This is a genomic window from bacterium, assembly GCA_028821235.1.
Lineage (GTDB): Bacteria > Actinomycetota > Acidimicrobiia > Spongiisociales > Spongiisociaceae > Spongiisocius.
Genome location: JAPPGV010000089.1, coordinates 170,914 through 189,500 on the forward strand (window position 1 = coordinate 170,914; position 18,587 = coordinate 189,500).

Annotated in this window: 16 protein-coding genes; 6 read left to right on the forward strand and 10 right to left on the reverse strand. The window is 67.8% G+C overall.

The features are described 5' to 3' along the window. Nucleotides 1-3: 3 nt before the first annotated feature. Both OXK16_10805 and OXK16_10810 read right to left on the reverse strand, forming a co-directional pair. Nucleotides 4-993: a DMT family transporter gene (locus tag OXK16_10805; protein MDE0376439.1), complete on the reverse strand. Its 990-nt coding sequence runs from the start codon at nucleotides 991-993 to the stop codon at nucleotides 4-6. A gap of 7 nt (nucleotides 994-1,000) precedes the next feature. Then, nucleotides 1,001-1,951, reverse strand: coding sequence for a site-specific DNA-methyltransferase (locus tag OXK16_10810; protein ID MDE0376440.1), 951 nt, complete (start codon nucleotides 1,949-1,951; stop codon nucleotides 1,001-1,003). A gap of 98 nt (nucleotides 1,952-2,049) precedes the next feature. On the opposite strand from OXK16_10810, the gene OXK16_10815 reads away from it, so the two are divergent. Next, complete coding sequence (locus OXK16_10815; protein ID MDE0376441.1) at nucleotides 2,050-2,460, forward strand: DoxX family protein; 411 nt, start codon at nucleotides 2,050-2,052, stop codon at nucleotides 2,458-2,460. 9 nt (nucleotides 2,461-2,469) lie between these two features. Here OXK16_10815 and OXK16_10820 read toward each other — a convergent pair whose 3' ends face one another. The 4 genes from OXK16_10820 to OXK16_10835 all read right to left on the reverse strand — a co-directional run bounded on the left by OXK16_10820 (nucleotide 2,470) and on the right by OXK16_10835 (nucleotide 6,238). Then, complete coding sequence (locus OXK16_10820) at nucleotides 2,470-3,273, reverse strand: SDR family oxidoreductase (GenBank protein MDE0376442.1); 804 nt, start codon at nucleotides 3,271-3,273, stop codon at nucleotides 2,470-2,472. Nucleotides 3,274-3,294: 21 nt separating this feature from the next. Next, nucleotides 3,295-4,275, reverse strand: a complete 981-nt coding sequence (locus OXK16_10825; protein ID MDE0376443.1) for a hydroxyacid dehydrogenase — start codon at nucleotides 4,273-4,275, stop codon at nucleotides 3,295-3,297. A 91-nt stretch (nucleotides 4,276-4,366) separates the two neighbouring features. Continuing rightward, nucleotides 4,367-5,527 (reverse strand): MFS transporter, encoded by a 1,161-nt coding sequence (locus OXK16_10830; GenBank protein MDE0376444.1) that lies wholly within the window; start codon nucleotides 5,525-5,527, stop codon nucleotides 4,367-4,369. Between the two features lie 48 nt (nucleotides 5,528-5,575). Then, the gene (locus tag OXK16_10835; protein MDE0376445.1) at nucleotides 5,576-6,238 is read right to left on the reverse strand and encodes a serine protease; all 663 of its coding nucleotides are present in this window, start codon (nucleotides 6,236-6,238) and stop codon (nucleotides 5,576-5,578) included. 164 nt (nucleotides 6,239-6,402) lie between these two features. Between OXK16_10835 and OXK16_10840 the strand changes: the two genes are divergently transcribed. Continuing rightward, a complete protein-coding gene (locus OXK16_10840) occupies nucleotides 6,403-6,873 on the forward strand; it encodes a hypothetical protein (GenBank protein MDE0376446.1) in 471 nt (156 codons plus the stop codon). A gap of 21 nt (nucleotides 6,874-6,894) precedes the next feature. Here the strand turns inward: OXK16_10840 and OXK16_10845 are convergent, their stop codons facing one another. Together OXK16_10845 and OXK16_10850 are read right to left on the reverse strand one after the other, a co-directional pair. Next, nucleotides 6,895-7,305, reverse strand: a complete 411-nt coding sequence (locus OXK16_10845; GenBank protein MDE0376447.1) for a DUF126 domain-containing protein — start codon at nucleotides 7,303-7,305, stop codon at nucleotides 6,895-6,897. After that, entirely contained in the window at nucleotides 7,302-8,549 is a 1,248-nt protein-coding gene (locus tag OXK16_10850; protein ID MDE0376448.1) for an aconitase X catalytic domain-containing protein, read from the reverse strand. The genes OXK16_10845 and OXK16_10850 overlap by 4 nt, the downstream gene beginning before the upstream one ends. A gap of 95 nt (nucleotides 8,550-8,644) precedes the next feature. Between OXK16_10850 and OXK16_10855 the strand changes: the two genes are divergently transcribed. Next, nucleotides 8,645-9,754, forward strand: a complete 1,110-nt coding sequence (locus OXK16_10855; GenBank protein MDE0376449.1) for an aminotransferase class V-fold PLP-dependent enzyme — start codon at nucleotides 8,645-8,647, stop codon at nucleotides 9,752-9,754. Between the two features lie 278 nt (nucleotides 9,755-10,032). Here the strand turns inward: OXK16_10855 and OXK16_10860 are convergent, their stop codons facing one another. After that, nucleotides 10,033-10,491: an NAD(P)H-binding protein gene (locus tag OXK16_10860; GenBank protein MDE0376450.1), complete on the reverse strand. Its 459-nt coding sequence runs from the start codon at nucleotides 10,489-10,491 to the stop codon at nucleotides 10,033-10,035. Between the two features lie 264 nt (nucleotides 10,492-10,755). On the opposite strand from OXK16_10860, the gene gltB reads away from it, so the two are divergent. Together gltB and OXK16_10870 are read left to right on the forward strand one after the other, a co-directional pair. After that, nucleotides 10,756-15,348 (forward strand): glutamate synthase large subunit, encoded by a 4,593-nt coding sequence (gltB, locus tag OXK16_10865; protein ID MDE0376451.1) that lies wholly within the window; start codon nucleotides 10,756-10,758, stop codon nucleotides 15,346-15,348. After that, a complete protein-coding gene (locus tag OXK16_10870; protein MDE0376452.1) occupies nucleotides 15,341-16,804 on the forward strand; it encodes a glutamate synthase subunit beta in 1,464 nt (487 codons plus the stop codon). The genes gltB and OXK16_10870 overlap by 8 nt, the downstream gene beginning before the upstream one ends. A 46-nt stretch (nucleotides 16,805-16,850) precedes the next feature. Here the strand turns inward: OXK16_10870 and OXK16_10875 are convergent, their stop codons facing one another. Then, nucleotides 16,851-18,053 (reverse strand): DNA polymerase IV, encoded by a 1,203-nt coding sequence (locus OXK16_10875; GenBank protein MDE0376453.1) that lies wholly within the window; start codon nucleotides 18,051-18,053, stop codon nucleotides 16,851-16,853. Nucleotides 18,054-18,307: 254 nt separating this feature from the next. On the opposite strand from OXK16_10875, the gene OXK16_10880 reads away from it, so the two are divergent. Next, nucleotides 18,308-18,587: Fe-S cluster assembly protein SufB (locus tag OXK16_10880; protein ID MDE0376454.1), on the forward strand; the 280-nt coding region annotated here is incomplete at its 3' end.

Genomic DNA, 18,587 nt, shown 5'->3' on the forward strand with positions numbered 1-18,587 from the left:
CGGCTAGCCCGGTCGGTGGCCGGGCGGATGCGGAGGGGCCGGGTCGGCGGGCGGGCCGGGGACCGATCCGGCGGCCAAGAGCCTCCGACCCGAAGAGCTGAGGAGGGCGGCGGCCACCCCGACCAGGGTCACGGCTCCGCCGAGCAGGTGGTGCAGCGTCATCACCTCGTCCAGGAACACCCAGGCCAGCGTCCCCGCGAAGAACGGGATGGGTAGGTGGATCAGGGGCGGGACGTTGGCTGGGAGCCAGCGCAGGGCCCAGGTCATCAGCAGGGAACTCGTGGTGGCAGGCAGCGCCACAACCCCGAGCACGCAGAGAACGTCGGTCCGGGTCATGTCTGTGAAGCTGTGTCCGGTCAGCAGTCCGAAGATCGTCACGAACGTGGCGCCGGAGACGGTCGTGGTGATGTGCATGGGGACCGTGTTGAGCGTTCTCCGACCCACCTTGGTCACGACCATCTGGATGGAGAGGAGGACCACGGAAACCACCGCCAACGTCACTCCGACCGGATCCCCGCCCGGGCCTGACGAACCGCCCGTGATGACCATGGCCGCTCCGACCAGGGCGACCAGTGTCCACAGCCGGAACCGGATCCCGGGCCGCTCCCCGAAGAGCGGGATAGCCCAGAGCGCGATCAGGACAGGATTCATGAGTAGGAGGAGGGAGGTGCCGGCTACCGATGTCAGCTTCACGGCTTGGATGAAGGCGAGGGTGGATGCCCCGTTGAGCACGCCGGCCACCACGGGGGCCCACCACTCCCGCCACCTGCCGGTGGCGCCCGCGGGCGCCGGGAGGCCGGCCGGAGTCCGCCCCATCCGGCGGGAGCTGACCCTCCGCAACGTGGCCGCCCCTGTTGCGGTGACCATGATGGTCAACCAACCCCTCCAGAACGCGAAGACGGGCGCCGAGGCATCCGAGACCTGCACCAGCACCGGTCCGATGCTGTACCCCACGATGGATGCCACCGCGGCGAGGAGGGGGCGACGGTCCATGGACCGTTCAGCCGGACGTGGGGAGCGGCGAGGAGGTGCGCTGTTCGAGGTCGGCGAGGCGTGCTTCGGCCAGATCTATGTAGGCCGGGTCGATGTCATACCCCACGCCGCGGCGGTTGGCTTCCGCAGCGGCCACCAGGGTGGTTCCCGAGCCCATGAACGGGTCGAGCACCAGATCGTCCTCGTAGGTGTACAGCCGGATGAGGCGTGCCGGGAGCTCCTCGGGGAACGGGGCGGGATGGCCGACCTGGGTGGCGGACGCGGGCCGTATCTCCCAGACGTCCAGCGTTGCGTCCATGAACTCGTCCGGGCTGATCGTGGCTCGGTGGGGGAGACCGGCGGCCTGCCGCTGCGAGCGGGACAGGGCGCGGTCGAACCGGCCCTTGCTGGCCACCACCACCCGTTCGGTCACGTCCCGGAGTACCGGATTGGCCGGGCTGCACCAAGAACCCCACGCACAGGATCCGCTTGCGCCCCTGGCCTTGGTCCAGATGATCTCGCCTCTCAACAGGAGGCCTAGATCGTCCTGGAGGATGCCGGTCACATCCCCGCTGAGGCTCCGGTAGGGCTTGCGTCCCAGGTTCGCCACGTTCACGGCCATCCGCCCCCCCGGTTCCAGCACCCGCACGCATTCGGCGAACACCTCCCGAAGGAGACCCAGGTAGTCCATGTAGGACTCGGGTACGCGACGACCCGCTACGGCCTGCTCGTACTCCTTTCCCACGAAGTAGGGGGGTGAGGTGACCACGAGGGCCACGGAGTTGTCGGGAAGGTGGCGCATGTCGCGGCTGTCGCCCACGATGGCGCGGGGTTGGTCGAAGCCCGGCGCCGGTTCCACCCGTTCGTCATCGGAGATTCCGGGCGACGGGAAGCGATCGTAGAAGGCCGAGGAGTCGTGACCCTCACGCCGGCCCGAACCGAAGGCCGAGGTTGCCGTGCCCTTTCGCGGTCGCTCCATCTTGCTTGACAACCCCCGGTGCCGTCCCCGGCGAGTGTACCGCTCGGCCCCTATCGTTTACCTGCATCGAGGCGCGGGATCCGGACAAGGAGGTCCAGATGGAAGCATTGGTACTGATCGGGCGCATCCTCTTCTCGCTCATCTTCATCGGAGCCGGCATCGGACACCTGGCCGATGCGAAGGGTTCCGCCGGGTATGCGGAGTCGAGGGAAGCGCCCTCCGGCGGGATAGTGATTCGGCTCTCGGGTGTGCTGATCGCCGCGGGCGGGCTGGGAGTGTTGTTCGGCGTCTGGATGGACCTGGCCGCGCTCGGGTTGGCTGTCTACTGCCTGCTCACCGCGTTGATGGTCCACCACTTCTGGACTGACGAGGCGAGCGAGCTGCAGCTCGAGATGGCCATGTTCATGAAGAACGTCTCGATGGCCGGCGCCGGTCTGGTGATCTTCGCACTGTCCGCGGGTGGCGCCGATATGGGTTGGCAGCTCGGGCCCACCCTCTTCAACCTGTAGGAGCGGTCCTCAGTCGCCGGAAGGCGGATGCTGGACCGCTATGCAGCCGACCACGACCTGGTTGAAGTCGACGGCCGCTCCGGTCATCATGCCCGACTCATCGGATGCGAGGAATGCCACTGCCCTGGCCACCTCAGAGGTCTTGAGAATCCTGCCGAAAGGCTGGCCGGCCTCGGCCTTCTCGAGCCATCCTTCATCCGAGCCGTGGAAGCTGGTTCTTACGGCGTGTTCACCGGGGGTGTCCGTCCATCCGATGTTCATGACGTTGACCCGGATCCGATCCCAGAGCACGGAGTTGGCCACGTTCTTTGTGAGGGTCACCAGGGCGCCCTTGGTGGTCGCGTAGACAGTCAGGTAGGGAGGACCGCCGTGGGCCGCAACCGAGGCGATGTTCACGATCGTGCCCTCGATGCCCTCGCGGCGCATCAGGCGGATGGCGCCCTGCATCAGCAGGAACGGGGCTCGGACGTTGACCGCCATGAGGCGATCGAACAGCTCGACGGTGGTGTCCTCGACCGTGCCGCGTTGCGTGTCGCCGGCCGCGTTGACCAGCACGTCGATCCGCCCGAACTCCCGGTCGGTCACGTCGATCAGGTTGCCGACCGCGCCGGGATCGCCCAGGTCGGCGGCCGCGAACACCGTCCGGCACCCTGCGCCGTTCAGGCGGGCGGCAACCGCTGCGCCTTTCTCCTCGTTCCGCCCGGTCACCACCAGCCCCGACAGGTCCTCGTCCACCATCCGGCCGGCGATCGCCTCGCCCAGGCCCTGGGTGCTGCCGGTTACCAGCCCTACCTTGCCGCTGAATCGTCCCATAACGCCTCCTGGTGTCGCGCTTCAACGGTCGCCGGCAAGACGGCGGAGTACGCCGGGCCAGGCGTCCGGATTGAGGAGATGGGGCGGTCGCTTCCCCTCCAGCACCATGAGTGCCTGGTCCAGGGCCGTGGTGAACATGCGCTCCCGCGCCTCCGGCGTGGCCGAGGCCACGTGGGGCGTCACCATCACGTCTGTCCGGTGGAGTAACGGATGATCGGGGTCGAGGGGTTCGGGATCGGTGACGTCCAGCCCGGCGCCCGACAGGCGCCCGCTGTCGAGGGCGTCGATCAGGTCATCGTGATCGACCAGTCCTCCGCGGGCGGCGTTCACGAATAACGCGCCCTTCTTCATGGCGGCGAACGCGTCGGCATTGAACATCCGAGAGTTGCCGGGGCTCATGGGGATATGAACCGAGACGGCATCGCTCCGCCCCAGGAGTTCCTCCAGCGTCGAGGCTCGCTCCAGCTCGGGCGGAAACCCCTCGTCCGGCAGGTACGGGTCGTGGGCCAGGACGTTCATGCCCAGGGCAAGCCCCACCGCACCGACCCTCCGGGCGATCCGTCCGTATCCCACCAGGCCCAGGGTCTTCCCGTCCAGTTCCATTGCTTGGTGCCTCAGGTAGTAGTTGCCCGTACCCTCCCGGAGCCGGTCGCTCGAGCGGACGAGTTGCTTGGCGGCGGCCAGGAGGAGGGCTACGGAGTGCTCGGCGGTGGGAACCGTCGGGCCCTGTGGGACGTTGCACGCCGCGATCCCGCGGCGGGTGGCGGCCTCCAGGTCCACGGTGTCGTAGCCGATCCCGGTGCGGAACACGCCCAGCAGGTCCGGGGCCCGGTCGAAGAGGTTGTCGTCGTAATCGAGCCGCGCCGCCATCGCGGCCCGCGCTGTCGAGACTCCGGCCAGAGGGTCACCGTCGCGTTCCGGACCGAGCATGTCGACCGACGGGGGTACGAACGGCATCAGTTCCGGCGTTACCCGACGCTCGAACCAGATCCGGTAACCCAAGTCTCCGCTCCCCGAACGTGTAGGCACTTGCTTCGAACAGAAGCGGAGAGGATACCGCACCGCATCCGTCCCGGGCGCCGGTAGCCCTCGATCAGAAGACGCTCCGCCATTTCGACCGCCGGAGGAACACCACCAGCGGGGTGAGCGCCACCACAGCCGCAGTCATTACGAAGAGCGATCTGGGGCCGGCGGCTTCGTAGATCGGTGCGGCGGCGAAGGCGCCCGCGGCAGCCAGCACGAAGCCGTATGCCTCCACCAGGCCCTGCGCCTCGGCCGCTTGGCTGGCGGGCGCGGTCCTGGCCACGGCCGCCTGACCGGGAAGGGTCACGAAGGCCCAGCAGCCGGAGTGCAGGGCGCCTACCACGAGGAGCGGGAGCACCGCCGACACCAACCCGTAGCCGGCCAGGAGGGGGAGTCCCATCACCGCCGCCACCAGGCCCAGCCGGATCGGGTTCACCCGGTCGGACAACCGGCCGCTGACAGGGGTGAGCACGATGGAGGGTAGGGCTATCACCAAGAACCCGACCCCGATCAGCCACGGGCGGGCCCCGAGGTCGGTCATGTACCGGGCCCAGATCGCATCGATGACGCCGACATAGAGCCAGTTGGAGGCCGCCAGCAGCAAGCCTGACAGGAAGCCCGGCAGGGCGGTCAGGTTGCGGCGGGTGAGCCTTATGGCCGGCCGCTCGTACTCTCCGGGCCGGACCGCCGGCAAAGCCAGGAGCACCACCACTCCCGCCGCGGCCGGCACCAGGAAGGGGAGGGCCCAGCCGATCTCGTTCAGTACCCCTCCTAGTACCGGTCCGACCAGGATCCCGGCCAGCATCGCCACCATCAGAGAACTCAGGGCTTGTCCGTGGCGGTCCGGCGACCAGCTCAGTATCACCCGGCGCGCCGCTCCCACCGAGACCCCCTCGGCGATGCCCATGAGGGCCCGCGCCGCGACCCATTGCCAGAGCTCCACCGCGAAGACCATCCAGAGCAGCGACGCCACGAGCAGGATGCACCCCAGGGTGATCAGGCGCCGCTCCCAGCCCCGGTCCGCCAGCGGGGTCAGCCAGATATTGCCGAACAGGGTCATCGCGAAGGGTATGCCGGCGAGCAGGCCCAGGGACCAGGTGGGGAATCCGTACCGGTCCTGGATGACGGCCAGGAGCGAGAAGATGACGCCGATGCCGGTCGCCAGCGTGCCGATGTAGGAAAGGAGGATTATCCGGGGGAGCCGGTAGGGGGAGGGGAGGCGGGTCGACACGCGCCGATCATCCTAACCCTGGTGGCAGGTGCGATCGGTTGGGAGTTTTCAGCGTGGGCAGCGACCCGACGGGGATTCGGTGGTGGAGTCGATCGACTCCAGGAAGATGTCGATCTCCTGCGAAGCGGTGGCGTAGGTCATCTCATCGAGGCGGGCATCGGCGTAGACCACTCCGATCATCTGGTCCTGGTGGTTGAGCACCGGCCCGCCCGAGAAACCGGCCCCGGCGCCGGCTCGCACCCGGACGTTGTCCCGGCGTACGGAGCTCTCCTCGTCGTAGATGTTGCGACCCACGGCGACGATGAGGTCGGCATCGGCGAACGGGACCTCCTCCCTTTGCTGGGCGGCGCGGAGGCGGATCAGGCGTCCGCCTTCTCCGGCTACGGCACGGGCCACTGTGAGGATGGGTCGGTCCACGGACGGCGCCCGCAGCAGGGCCAGGTCACGATCGAGGTCGATCCCGACCAGGGTGGCGGCGTGCTCGGAGCCGTCCTCGAAGGTGACGGTCAGGCCGCCATCCGAGCCGGCCACGTTGTGTGCCACCGTGACCAGGTAGTGCCGGTCGATTACCACCGCCGAGCCGACCATGTCCTGATCGCAGACGCGACCCCGCAGTTGGGCGATCGCATCGAACGGGTCGGAGGCGATGGTCGGTTCCGGCGATCCGCACGCGGCCATGACCAGCGCCAGACCCAGGGCGAGGCGCCTCACTACCAGGAGGAAGCCTCCGGGAGGAATCGTGCCACGGTTCGACCGGCGGCCGGCGTTCGACCGAGGACCTCCGAGTTGTAGTGGCACGTAATGGTGGTCTCGCGCGGGAAGGCGAGCGCACCCCCTTGGACGGAGGCTATGAGCACCCTCCTAGAGTAGAGGCGATGGATTCCCTGGAGGCGTCGCTAGATCCCAAGCCGAGTGTGGAGTTCGCCATGGTGGCCGACTCGGTTCAGGCGGTCGGTGGCAAGCTCTACATCTTGGGCGGGGGTTGGGAACTGCTGTACGTGGAGTCCTTTCCGGCTCGCCATCCTTCCGTTGGTGTCGGAATCCGGTTGCGCGTCCCGTGGCCCTTCGCCGACTCCTTCACGCTGTCGGTGGACCTGATGACTGAGGACGGCCGGAGCCTCCTCGGCAACAGCCGGTTCTCCCGTACGGTCCAGGTCCGTCCACCGGTCAGGCGTCTCCCCGGAGCGGAGATGGGGATGACCCGGGCGTTCACGTTCAACAACCTGGTGTTCCCCAGGCCGGGTGGCTACTGCTTCACGATCTATGTGGAGGACGAGGAAGTGTTCCGGATCCCCTTCCGGGTCCTGGAGCGGGCCCGCCGGGCGCCCCGACCCAGCGGTGGCTGAGGTCCGTCAGCGCAGCAGGGGTCAGGACTGGTCGATCCTTCCGTCGGTCCGGATGCGGGTGGTGCGGCCCGAGACCAGCAGGTCGTAGCCTTCACGAGCCACCACCAGCGGGCAGTTCCGGTCCGGGTAGAGCTCGGCGGCCACGATCACCCCTACCACCAGGATCGGGTCGACCTCCTCGAGCACCAGCGCAGCGGGCGCGGTCATGAGCCGCACCGACTCGGCAAGCACCGCGGAGCCGCCCGATGATCCCCTCCCGCCCGGGAGGATGAGAACCCGGCCGGCGGTCGATTGCCCGTGCTGGGGATGGTGAGCGTCGATGATGGTTCCGTCCCGGGGGTCGATTCCTCCCCACCAACTCAGGGGTTGGTCGAGAACCAGGCTCGGGCCCTCGGCGGAACCCGGAAATACAGGGATGGCTTCTACGCTCACCACGGCCGCTCCTCCCTGATCACCCGGCCGGCGACCGCGGACTCCACGCAATCGGAGGTGGAGCCGAACACCACGTCGACGCCGAGGTTGCCGGGTGCGTAGTAGGCCCACTTGGCGGAGTCGGTCATGGCGAGGTCCAGACCGGCGGGGAGGATCGAGGTCACGTAGGTGCAGGTATCCACCACGAACACCACCCCTGCCTCCTCCAGGCGCGCCACGATCTCGGCGGACGAGGCCAGCACGTCCCTTCCCGTGTTCACGTAGAGGCTCACCTCAGGGTGGATCGGGCGGCCGCCCAGCAGGTCTTGGAGCCGGGCTATCTGGCGGGCCGAGTAGTGCGGCGTTCCCAGGTTCACCGTGCGGAGCTTCTCCGCGCCGGTACTCGACAGCGCCTCATAGGCGTGGGTGATCGCGTCTGTATCAACCCTCACCGTGCGAGGCGCGAGACCACCGGTGGCGCTCGCCAGCGTGGGGGCCTCGGGCGTGATCCCCACCACGTGCATCATGCCGACCGCTCCCGACGTGGCCGCCCCCGCGCCCAGGACCTTGAGCTGGTCCTCCGTGGCCGCTTCGACACCCGTGATGGCGGGAACCTCGGATCCGGCCTCCCGCCCCACCAGGATTCCCAGCACGGCGAAGAACTCGTCGGTTAGCCGCGCTTCCTCCCCGATCACCGAGACATCGATCCGGACGCGGGCGCGGCGGTGCCTGTCCAGATAGAGGCCGAACTCCGGAGCCCGTCCGGTGATGGCGGCGGCCATGTCGGCGAAGTCGCCGAACCGGGGTGTCCGGGCGCCGAGCACCGAGTTGGCGAACACGATGGCGTTCGACTCTCCCCAGGCAACGCGATCGCCCAAGCCGGGACGAGCGGCCAACTGGTAGGGGGCGCACGTCCAGGTGGGGGAGGCGCCCATGTCGAGGTAGGCCCTCATCATGGTCAGGGCTGCCTCCCGCGTCGGGTCGTCCCCGAGGAACAGGTCGGGATGGAGCAGGTCGAGCGAGGAGACGTTGAGCGTGGTGGGTACTGCCACCCGGCCACCACCGTCGCGCAGTCGGGCGGCGAAATCGAGGCTGGCCCGCCCTAGATAGAGAGTGCCGTCGATGTGGGCGCCCGAGATGTCGATCATCCGGCGGGCGCCGGTGGCGCGCGCCAGGCCCACCAGGACCCGCATGGCGAGAGCCTGGGCCTCGCTGCCCTCGCCCCGCAGCATGGCCTGGTCCTTGTCGGTCAGGAAGGGATCCATGTCGTCCGTATGGTCGGCGCCGGCTGCGGATTGTATTGGTCGGGACGTGGCCGGGCACCGTCGGATGCCCCGGCCGGCACTACCCTCGGCAATCGATGGCGCTCCCGCAGTCTTTTCTCGACCAGTTCGACGAGCCGTTCGGTTTCATGGACTTCGCCTCGATCGGCGCTATGTCGATCCCTGCCCGGGCCGGCCTCGCGCAGATGGCCGACGCCATGTCGGGCAGCCGGGGAAAGCTGGTGCCGATGGTGATGGATCGGGTCGAGACGACCCGCGGCCTCGGCGCCCGGTTGATGGGCGTCCCTCCCGAGCAGGTGACCCTGGTTCCCAGCACTTCCGCCGGCCTGTTCGCGGTCGCATACGGTCTGGCCGGCGGGACGGTGGTGGTGCCGGAGACCGAGTTCCCGGCCAACCTGTATCCCTGGGTGCGGGCCGCCGAGGCAGGACGCATCGACCTGAGGACGTTTCCGGTTCCGGGTGGCCGGTTGACGGCCGACCTGGTGGCGCAGGCGGTCGATTCGGGCACTACGGCGGTGGCGCTCAGCCATGTTGACTACCGGACCGGCTACCGATGCGACCTGCCGGCCATCCGGGAGGCCGCCGGCCCGGCGCTGCTGGTGGTCGACGCGGTCCAGGGCTTGGGCGCCCTCACGTTCTCCATGGAGGGCGTGGATGTGATGGTGGCGGGCGGTCACAAGTGGCTCCGAGCCGGGGGAGGAGCCGGGCTGCTGGCCGTATCCGAGCGGGCTCTGGGACGGCTCCGCCCTGCCCTGACGGGGTGGCTCGGGGTGGTCGATCCCTTCGACACCGCCGCTCCGCTCCCGCATCCCCCGCTGGAGGGTGCCGACCGGTTCGTCATGGGGAGCGGGAGCTTCACTGCGGTCGCAGCCCTCTGCGAGTCGCTGCGAACGCTGCTGACCGTCTCGATGGAGGACGTGGAGGCGGCAGTCCTGGCCCGATCCATTGCCGTGGAGGAAGAAGCTCGCCGGGCGGGCGCCCGAGTAATGAGTCCCTGGCGCAAGGATGCCGAGCGCAGCGGCATCGTCAGCTTCAGCCCCGCCCGGGAGTCGTCAGAGGCCGCCTACGCCCGTCTGGTCGAGGAGGGTTTCTCGCTGACCGAGCGGAACGGGATGCTGCGGTGCGCGCCGCATGCCAGCACCCATCCCGACGCCCCGGCGGCAGTGGGGGAAATACTGGCTGGATGATGCCACTCGTTGGGTTGCTGGTTGCTCGTCCATAGTGAACTAGAACTAACCAGTGAAGATAGTATTACACGGGATTGTGTAGCTGGACCACGGAGGATGGCGACATGACTAGAGTAGGTGTTGACTCGGTGAGGTCGCCTGCGGCGGTAGTAGCAGAGTCAATCGGGAGTGGCGGCACGCTGGTTCGGCAGAGCATCCCTTGGGTAGCTCACCAGCAGTGCCGCCGTTCCATATCCTATACGATGTGTGATCAACAACTAACAACTAGCAACTAACAACTAGCAACTAATACTTCCCGCCTCCTCCAGTTCGCCCACTGCTCGGGCGGCGGCCTCGAGGTCGCCTTCGACGATCACGGTGGCCACCTCGCCGACGGACTCCGGATACGGTTCCTCCCGACGTTCGGTACCGACCCAGACCACCCGCTTTACCCCGGCGTTGCGGGCTGCCTCGGCCCATCCGGCCAGGACGTCATCGGGGTGTCGGGCGAAGGCCCGGTCACGGTCGTCGTGGGCGGCCTCGGTCACCAGAACCGCACAGAAGCAGTAGAGCGCCGCCGCTTCGACGTGCGAACTATCGGAGACGTCCCCTATCGCGACCTTGACACCTAATTCCTTGAGCCGGTCGGCGGCGGTGTCAAGGGTGATGAACGCCCGGACCTCGGCCGCCGAACGGCAGACGGTCGAGATGATGGCTGCGCCGATATCCGTGTCGGCGCCCACGACTATTACTGGCATGACGACCCAAAGCTATCAGCCCGGGAGGTCGCCGTACTCGGGCCGGACTCGCCCGCTCCGTTGGTGGGTGCTCAAAGTGGGGGTGGTCGGCCCGCGACGCCTCGACTCGGGGTTCGGTTGCCGGCCACGGGGTTAACTGGACATTCCTGAGTACCCGCCTAGCATGACGGATTCGGTCGTCCGTTCGAGGAGGCCGTCCCGGTTGTGCTTCGCGGCCGATTAGCACCCTCCTGGCACTGCCGGAGGAGTTGTCATCAGGATGCGATGGGGGAGAAGAAGTTGATGCCCGGTTTGTACCGGAGCGAGTTCGAGCATGAGGCGTGCGGTGTCAACTTCGTCGCGGACCTGAAGGGGCGACGAAGCCACCATCTCGTCGCGCTGGCGATGGGGGCGGCGGAGAACATGACCCATCGCGGTGCCACCGGATCCGACCCCGACACCGGCGACGGCGCCGGCATCCTGCTTCAGGTCCCCGATCGTTTCCTCAGGGCCGCCGTTCCCTTCGCACTCCCTCCGGCCGGCCGCTACGCGACGGGCATCGCCTTCTTCCCCGACCAGGATGATCTGACCGCAGCGGGGATCCGGGAGGTCGAGCGGATCGTGGCCGACGAGGGTCTCGAGGTGCTCGGCTGGCGGGAGGTGCAGACCGATCCGTCCGTGATAGGAAGTGATGCCCGCAAGACCATGCCCGCCATGTGGCAGGTGTTCATCGACGGGAGCGGAGCTTCCGGGATGGCGCTGGAACGGCGAGCCTACGTGGTACGGAAGCGGATCGAGCACGAGGTGCGTCTGCGCCCGGGAGACCGGCGTCCCCGCGAGGCGATCGGGGGCGCCCCCACCATGCATGAGGGTGTCTACTTCGCAAGCCTGTCTGCCAGGACCCTCATCTACAAGGGCATGCTCACCGGGTTGCAGCTGCCTGACTTCTTCATCGACCTGCACGACGACCGGGTCGAGAGCGCTATAGCCCTTGTCCACGCTCGGTTCTCGACCAACACCTTTCCGATGTGGCCGCTGGCCCATCCCTACCGGATGATCGCCCACAACGGCGAGATCAACACCATCCAGGGCAACCGCAACTTCATGAGAGCGCGCGAGAGCCTGCTGGCCACCGACCTGATTCCGGACCTCGAACGGGTATTCCCGGTCTGCACCCCGGGAGTCTCCGACACGGCCGGTTTCGACGAGGTGCTGGAGCTGCTCTACATGGGCGGGTACTCGCTGCCCGAGGCGGTCCTGATGATGATCCCCGAGCCGTGGGAGAAGCACGAGACCATGGACCCGGCGGTGCGGGACTTCTACCGCTATCACGCTTCGCTGATGGAACCCTGGGACGGTCCGGCGTCTATCGCATTCACCGATGGGCGGCAGATCGGCGCGGTGCTCGATCGCAACGGGCTGCGTCCCTCCCGCTACTGGGTCAGCGATGACGATCTGGTGGTGATGGCCTCGGAGGTGGGCGTCACCGACGTTCCCCAATCCCGCATCGTGGAGAAGGGCCGGCTCCGCCCCGGGAGGATGTTCCTGGTGGACACCGCCAGGGGCCGCATCGTCCGCGACGTGGAGATAAAGAGCGAGCTGGCGACGGCCCGGCCCTACGCCGCCTGGCTGGGGGAGGGCCTGGTCCGGCTCCGGGAGCTTCCCGAGGCGATCGCCGATGAGAGCGACGACCTTCCGGTACTGGAGCGGCTCCGAGCCTTCGGTTACACCCACGAAGACCTGAGGATGCTGATCGCTCCCATGGCCGCCGGAGGAGAGGAGGCGCTCGGATCGATGGGCACCGACACGCCGCCCGCGGTGCTGTCCGAGCGGAGCCGCCTCCTGTTCGACTACTTCAAGCAGCTTTTCGCCCAGGTGACCAACCCACCGCTGGACGCCATCCGGGAGGAGTTGGTGACCTCGATGCGGACGACCATCGGACCGGAGTCCAACCTGTTCCGCCCGGGGCCCCGCTCTTGCAACATGATCGAGCTCGACAGTCCCGTGATCGACAACGGGCAGCTCGCCTCCCTCCTCCGGATGGACGAGGTTCCCGCGGTCGGGGGGAAGGCCGCCGTGGTGAGCTGCCACTTCAGCCCCGACGGTGGGGCCGACTCCCTGCGCCAAGCCCTCGAACGGGTGTGCGCGGAGGTCGACGGGCTGATCGAGTCCGGCGTGTGGGCGATAGTGCTGTCCGACCGGGACGTGGGCCCGGACCGGGTCCCGATTCCCTCACTTCTCGCGACGGCCGCCGTCCACCACCACCTGATCCGCACCAGGAACCGCACCCGTATCGGCCTCATCGTCGAGACCGGGGACGCCAGGGAGGTCCACCACCTTTGCCTCCTGTTGGGGTACGGCGCCACGGCCGTCAACCCCTACATGGCTTTCGCGGCCATCGACCACATGATCGAGGGCGGCAGTCACGGCCTGGCCGGAATGGACCCCGCCAAGGCCCATGCCAACTACGCCAAGGCTGCCGGCAAGGGGATCCTGAAGGTGATGTCGAAGATGGGCATCTCGACCATCGCCTCGTACATCGGGGCCCAGATCTTCGAGGCAGTCGGGATCGGCGCCGAGGTGATCGACCCCTACTTCACCGGGACCGTGAGCCGCATCGGAGGGATCGGCCTCGACGTGATCGCGGCCGAGGCGGTCCACCGCCACCTGAGCGCGTTTGCCGATAACCCCGGCGAGACCGCCCACCGCGACCTGGACGGAGGGGGCGAGTACCAGTGGCGGCGGGAGGGGGAGTACCACCTGTTCAACCCGGAGGTGGTCTACAAGCTCCAGCACTCGACGCGGGCCGGTCGCTACGACGTGTTCAACGAGTACGCCCGTCTCGTGGACGAGCAGGCGGAACGGCTGGGCACCCTCCGGGGACTCTTCCGGTTCAAGACCGGGGAAGGCACTCCCGTACCCATCGACGAGGTGGAGCCGGCGTCGGAGATCATGAAGCGGTTCACCACCGGCGCCATGTCCTACGGGTCCATCTCGAAGGAGGCGCACGAGACGCTGGCCATCGCCATGAACAGGATCGGCGGGAAGTCCAACACCGGGGAGGGCGGTGAGGACCCGGTCCGCAACATCCCCGACCCCAACGGTGACCTGCGGCGCAGCGCGGTCAAGCAGGTGGCTTCGGGCCGGTTCGGCGTCACCTCCGAGTACCTCGTGAACGCCGACGACCTCCAGATCAAGATGGCCCAGGGAGCCAAGCCGGGGGAGGGGGGCCAGCTCCCCGGCTACAAGGTCTATCCCTGGATCGCGGAGACCCGGATGTCCACACCTGGGGTGGGGCTGATATCGCCCCCGCCCCACCACGACATCTACTCGATCGAGGACATCAAGCAGCTCATCCACGACCTGAAGAACTCCAACCCGGAGGCCAGGATCCACGTCAAGCTGGTGGCCCAGATGGGCGTCGGAACCGTGGCGGCCGGGGTGGCCAAGGCGAAGGCCGACGTGGTTCTCATCTCAGGGCACGACGGCGGGACCGGAGCCTCCCCACTGACCTCCATCAAGCACGCCGGTGGTCCCTGGGAGATCGGGCTCGCCGAGACGCAGCAGACCTTGCTGCTCAACGGGCTCAGGGACCGGATCGTGGTGCAGGCCGACGGGCAGCTGAAGACCGGCCGGGACGTGATGATCGCCGCGCTGCTGGGCGCCGACGAGTACGGCTTCGCCACCGCGCCCCTGGTGGTCTCCGGTTGCATCATGATGCGGGTCTGCCACCTCGACACCTGCCCGGTGGGGGTAGCCACCCAGAACCCGGACTTGCGCAAACGTTTCAACGGCAGGGCTCGCTTCATCGTCAACTTCATGCGCTTCGTAGCCGAGCAGGTGAGGGAACTGCTCGCCGAGTTGGGCTTCCGCAGCCTGGAGGAGGCGATCGGCCATGCCGAGTTGCTCGACGTGCGCGACGCCGTGGACCACTGGAAAAGCGACGGTCTCGATCTCACCCCGATCTTCCACGTACCCGAACTGGCCGCCGGCCAGGCGAGGAGGCAGACCACCGAGCAGGATCACGGCCTCGCCCACGCCCTCGACCAGACCCTTATCCAGCTGGCGGAGGGGACCCTGGCGGGCGGTCCCCCGGTGACCCTGGACCTGCCGGTCCGCAACGTGAACCGCGCGGTGGGAACCCTGCTCGGCTACCACGTCACCAGCCGCTACGGAGCTGCCGGGCTCCCGGACGACTCCATCACGGTCAACTTCACCGGCATGGGCGGCATGAGCTTCGGCGCCTTCCTCACCAGGGGCATCACCCTGCGGCTCGTCGGGAGCGCCAACGACTATGTCGGCAAGGGCCTGTCCGGAGGTCGTATCGTGGTCACGCCCCCGCCGGAGGCCCCTCTGGTGGCCGAGGAGAACATCATCGCCGGTAACGTGATCCTCTACGGCGCGACCTCAGGAGAGATGTTCCTGCGGGGCGTGGTGGGGGAGCGTTTCTGCGTCCGTAACTCCGGAGCGGTGGCCGTGGTGGAAGGGGTCGGGGACCACGGATGCGAGTACATGACCGGCGGGCGGGCGGTGATCCTGGGCCGTACGGGCCGCAACTTCGCCGCAGGCATGTCGGGCGGGATCGCCTACGTCTACGACCGGGACGGCTCCTTCCCCGGCCAGGTCAACACCGAGATGGTGTCGCTCGACCCGCTGGGTGAGGACGATCTGGCCTTCCTGCGCAGCACGCTGACCGCCCATCTCCGGGAAACGGACTCCGCTGTCGCCGCCCGGATACTGGACCGATGGGAGCGCGAGGTGCGGCGCTTCGTCAAGGTGATGCCGGATGACTACAAGCGGGTGCGTGAAGCGGTCCGGCAGGCCGAGGATGCCGGGGAGCCGGTGCTCGATGCGATCATGGCAGCGGCTCATGGGTGATGTCCGGGGCTTCCTCACACACGGGCGCAGGATGCCGGTGCGCCGCCCGGTGGGGCTCCGGGTGCTCGACTGGAACGAGGTCTACGAGGACTTCCCGGTCACGCAGGTCCGGGATCAGGCCTCCCGGTGCATGGACTGCGGTATCCCCTTCTGCAGCGGCGGCTGCCCGCTCGGCAACCTGATTCCCGACTGGAACGATCTCGTTTACCGAGACGACTGGCGCCAGGCCATCGATCGGCTGCACGCCACCAACAACTTCCCGGAGTTCACCGGGCGGTTGTGTCCGGCGCCCTGCGAGGCGGCCTGCGTGCTCGGCATCAACTCCGACCCGGTGACCATCGAGCAGATCGAACTTGAGATCGTCGAGAAGGCCTGGGCCGAGGGGTGGGTCACTCCGGTGATGCCCACCACGGTGACCGGCCACAGCGTGGCGGTGGTCGGATCCGGACCGGCCGGGCTCGCTGCGGCGCAGCAGCTCACCCGGGCCGGTCATGCCGTCACCGTGTTCGAGCGGGACGACCGCATCGGCGGCCTGCTCCGCTACGGCATTCCCGATTTCAAGATGGAGAAACAGTTCCTGGATCGGCGCGTGGCCCAGATGGAAGCCGAGGGCACCCGGTTCCGGGTGAACGCCGATGTCGGGGCCGACCCGCCCGCAGACCGGCTCCGGGACGAGTTCGACGCCGTGATCCTGGCCGGTGGCGCCACCCTGGCCCGTGACCTGCCGATCGCCGGCCGGGACCTGGAGGGCATTCACCAGGCGATGGAGTACCTGACCCCGTCCAACCGGATACAGGCGGGTGACCTGTCCGCAACCCCGATCTCCGCTCGTGACAAGCGGGTCATCATCATCGGGGGCGGCGACACCGGCGCCGACTGCCTGGGAACCGCCCACCGCCAGGGAGCCGCATCGGTGCACCAGTTCGAGATCATGCCCCGGCCTCCCGATCAACGGGCCGATGCGACGCCGTGGCCGACCTGGCCGCTCATGTACCGCGTGTCGGCCGCCCACGAGGAGGGCGGGCAGCGCGAGTTCGCCATCAATACGGAGGAGTTCGTGGGCGACCCCGCCGGACACGTGACCGCGCTCAGGACTCATCGGGTCGACATGAGGTCGGTTGACGGCCGGTTGTCGTTCGAGCAGGTGGACGACTCAGCCGAGGAGTATCGCGCGGACCTGGTGCTGCTGGCGCTGGGTTTCGCCGGCCCGGATCGATCGCCGATGCTGGAGCAGCTGGGCGTGGAGATGACCGACCGGGGGAACGTGGCCCGCGACCACCGATGGGCCACGAATGTCGAAGGGGTCTTCGTGGCCGGTGACATGGGCCGCGGCCAGTCGCTGATCGTGTGGGCCATCGCCGAGGGCAGGAGCTGCGCGGCGGCGGTGGACCACTTTCTCATGGGCGAGACCATGCTTCCGGAGCCGGTCACGCCGACCGACACCCCCTGGCGGTAGCCCTGGTTTCTTCGGATTCCAGCGCGCCTAGCGCGCTTCAGGCGCTTCAGCCTCCTTCGTCGTGGGGCGGATCGGATTCCCCACTCCGAAGCCGGGCGGGCTCCACGGCGTGGCGACCGAAACGGACTCTCAGGTCGTCCACTGTCTCCGCCAGGTTTTCCCAGCGCTCCTCTTGGCCTGCCATCAGCTGACGCGGCGCCTCGGTGGGTTGCAGGCCACGGACCGCGACGCCGAGCAGCCGGACGGGCCGGCCTCCCACGCCGGCACGGTCCAGCAGGCGGCAGCAGGACCGGTACAGATCCCTGGACACATCGGTCGCGGACGGCAGTGTCTCGGCGCGGGTGATGGTCCTGAAGTCGGGAAACCGGAGTTTGAGAGACACCGTACGTCCCGAGAGTCCCGCCCGACGGAGCCTCCACGCCACCTGCTCGGACTGCCGTAACAGTTGGGAGCGCAGGGTCTCGATGCCCGAAATGTCATGCTCGAAGGTCTGCTCGACCGAGATCGACTTGGCACCACTGCGAGGCTCGACGACCCTCTCGTCGATCCCGTTGGCCAGGCGGTGCAGGTGATCCGCCGTCGCCTCTCCCAGGTGGCTGCGGAGGAGGGGGATGGACGCTCGGGCCAGTTGACCTACCGTGGCTATCCCCATCGAGGCGAGCTTGTTCCGGGTGGACTTGCCAACCCCCCACAGCTCCCGCACGTCAAGGTGTTCCAGAAACGCCCTCTCGCTTCCCTCGGTGACGATGTGTAGGCCGTCCGGCTTGGCGTATCCGGACGCCATCTTGGCCAGATACAGGGTGGTGGCCGCGCCCACCGAGGCCGGAAGGAGCAGTTCACTCCTGATCCGAGCCCGGATGGCCTCGGCCACGGCGCGGCTGTCCGGGTAATGCCGGCGCAGACCGCGTACATCCAGGAAGGCCTCATCGACTGACAACCCCTGCACGAGGGGGGTGAAGTCCCGGAATATCGAGAAGACCCGCTCCGAGATCTCGCCGTAGCGTCGGTGGCGGGGCGGAACGATCACCAGTCCCGGGCATGTCCGTCGGGCGGTGCTCATCGCCATAGCCGAGCGAACACCGGCAGCCCTGGCCTCGTAGGAAGCCGAGGCGACCACTCCTCTTGGTCCCGCGCCGCCGACTACCACCGGTTGTCCCACCAGCCCGCGGTCGTCGAGCCGCTCCACCTCCACGTAGAACGCATCCATGTCCACATGGAGAATGGGCTCGGCGATGCGCGGCTCGTCCATGTGTGGCCAACACTAGGTGATCAGTTCCTGGTTGTTACTAGGTAGAATTCATTAGCTGTCTGCGATAGGTTGTCTGAGGTTAGAGTATTCACGAGTCCGTCGGCTGTTCGAGTAACCCATCGCCACCCGGCGAAAGGCCCGGAGCGCCCGCTCTTGCATTTCGTGCCCTGATTCCGGCCGGGCCTTGGTATCATCAGGACACATCCATCTGAACGACCGGGCCTTGTTAAGTTAACCGGCGGGAAGGCCTCACCATGACGACCACAGTTGACATTGACCTCGGCGCCTACAAGCTGGGTTGGAGCGACCCCGAGGACGACTACGTCTTCAAGCCCGAGAAGGGCCTGTCCGAGGACATCATCCGCGAGATGTCGTTCATCAAGGGCGAGCCGGACTGGATGCTCAACTTCCGCCTCAAGGCATACCGGCGGTTCCAGCAGCGACCCATGCCCACCTGGGGCGGCGGCGGTCTGCTGGATGAGATCGACTTCGACGACATCTACTACTACGTCAAGCCGGCCGAGGAACAGGCCA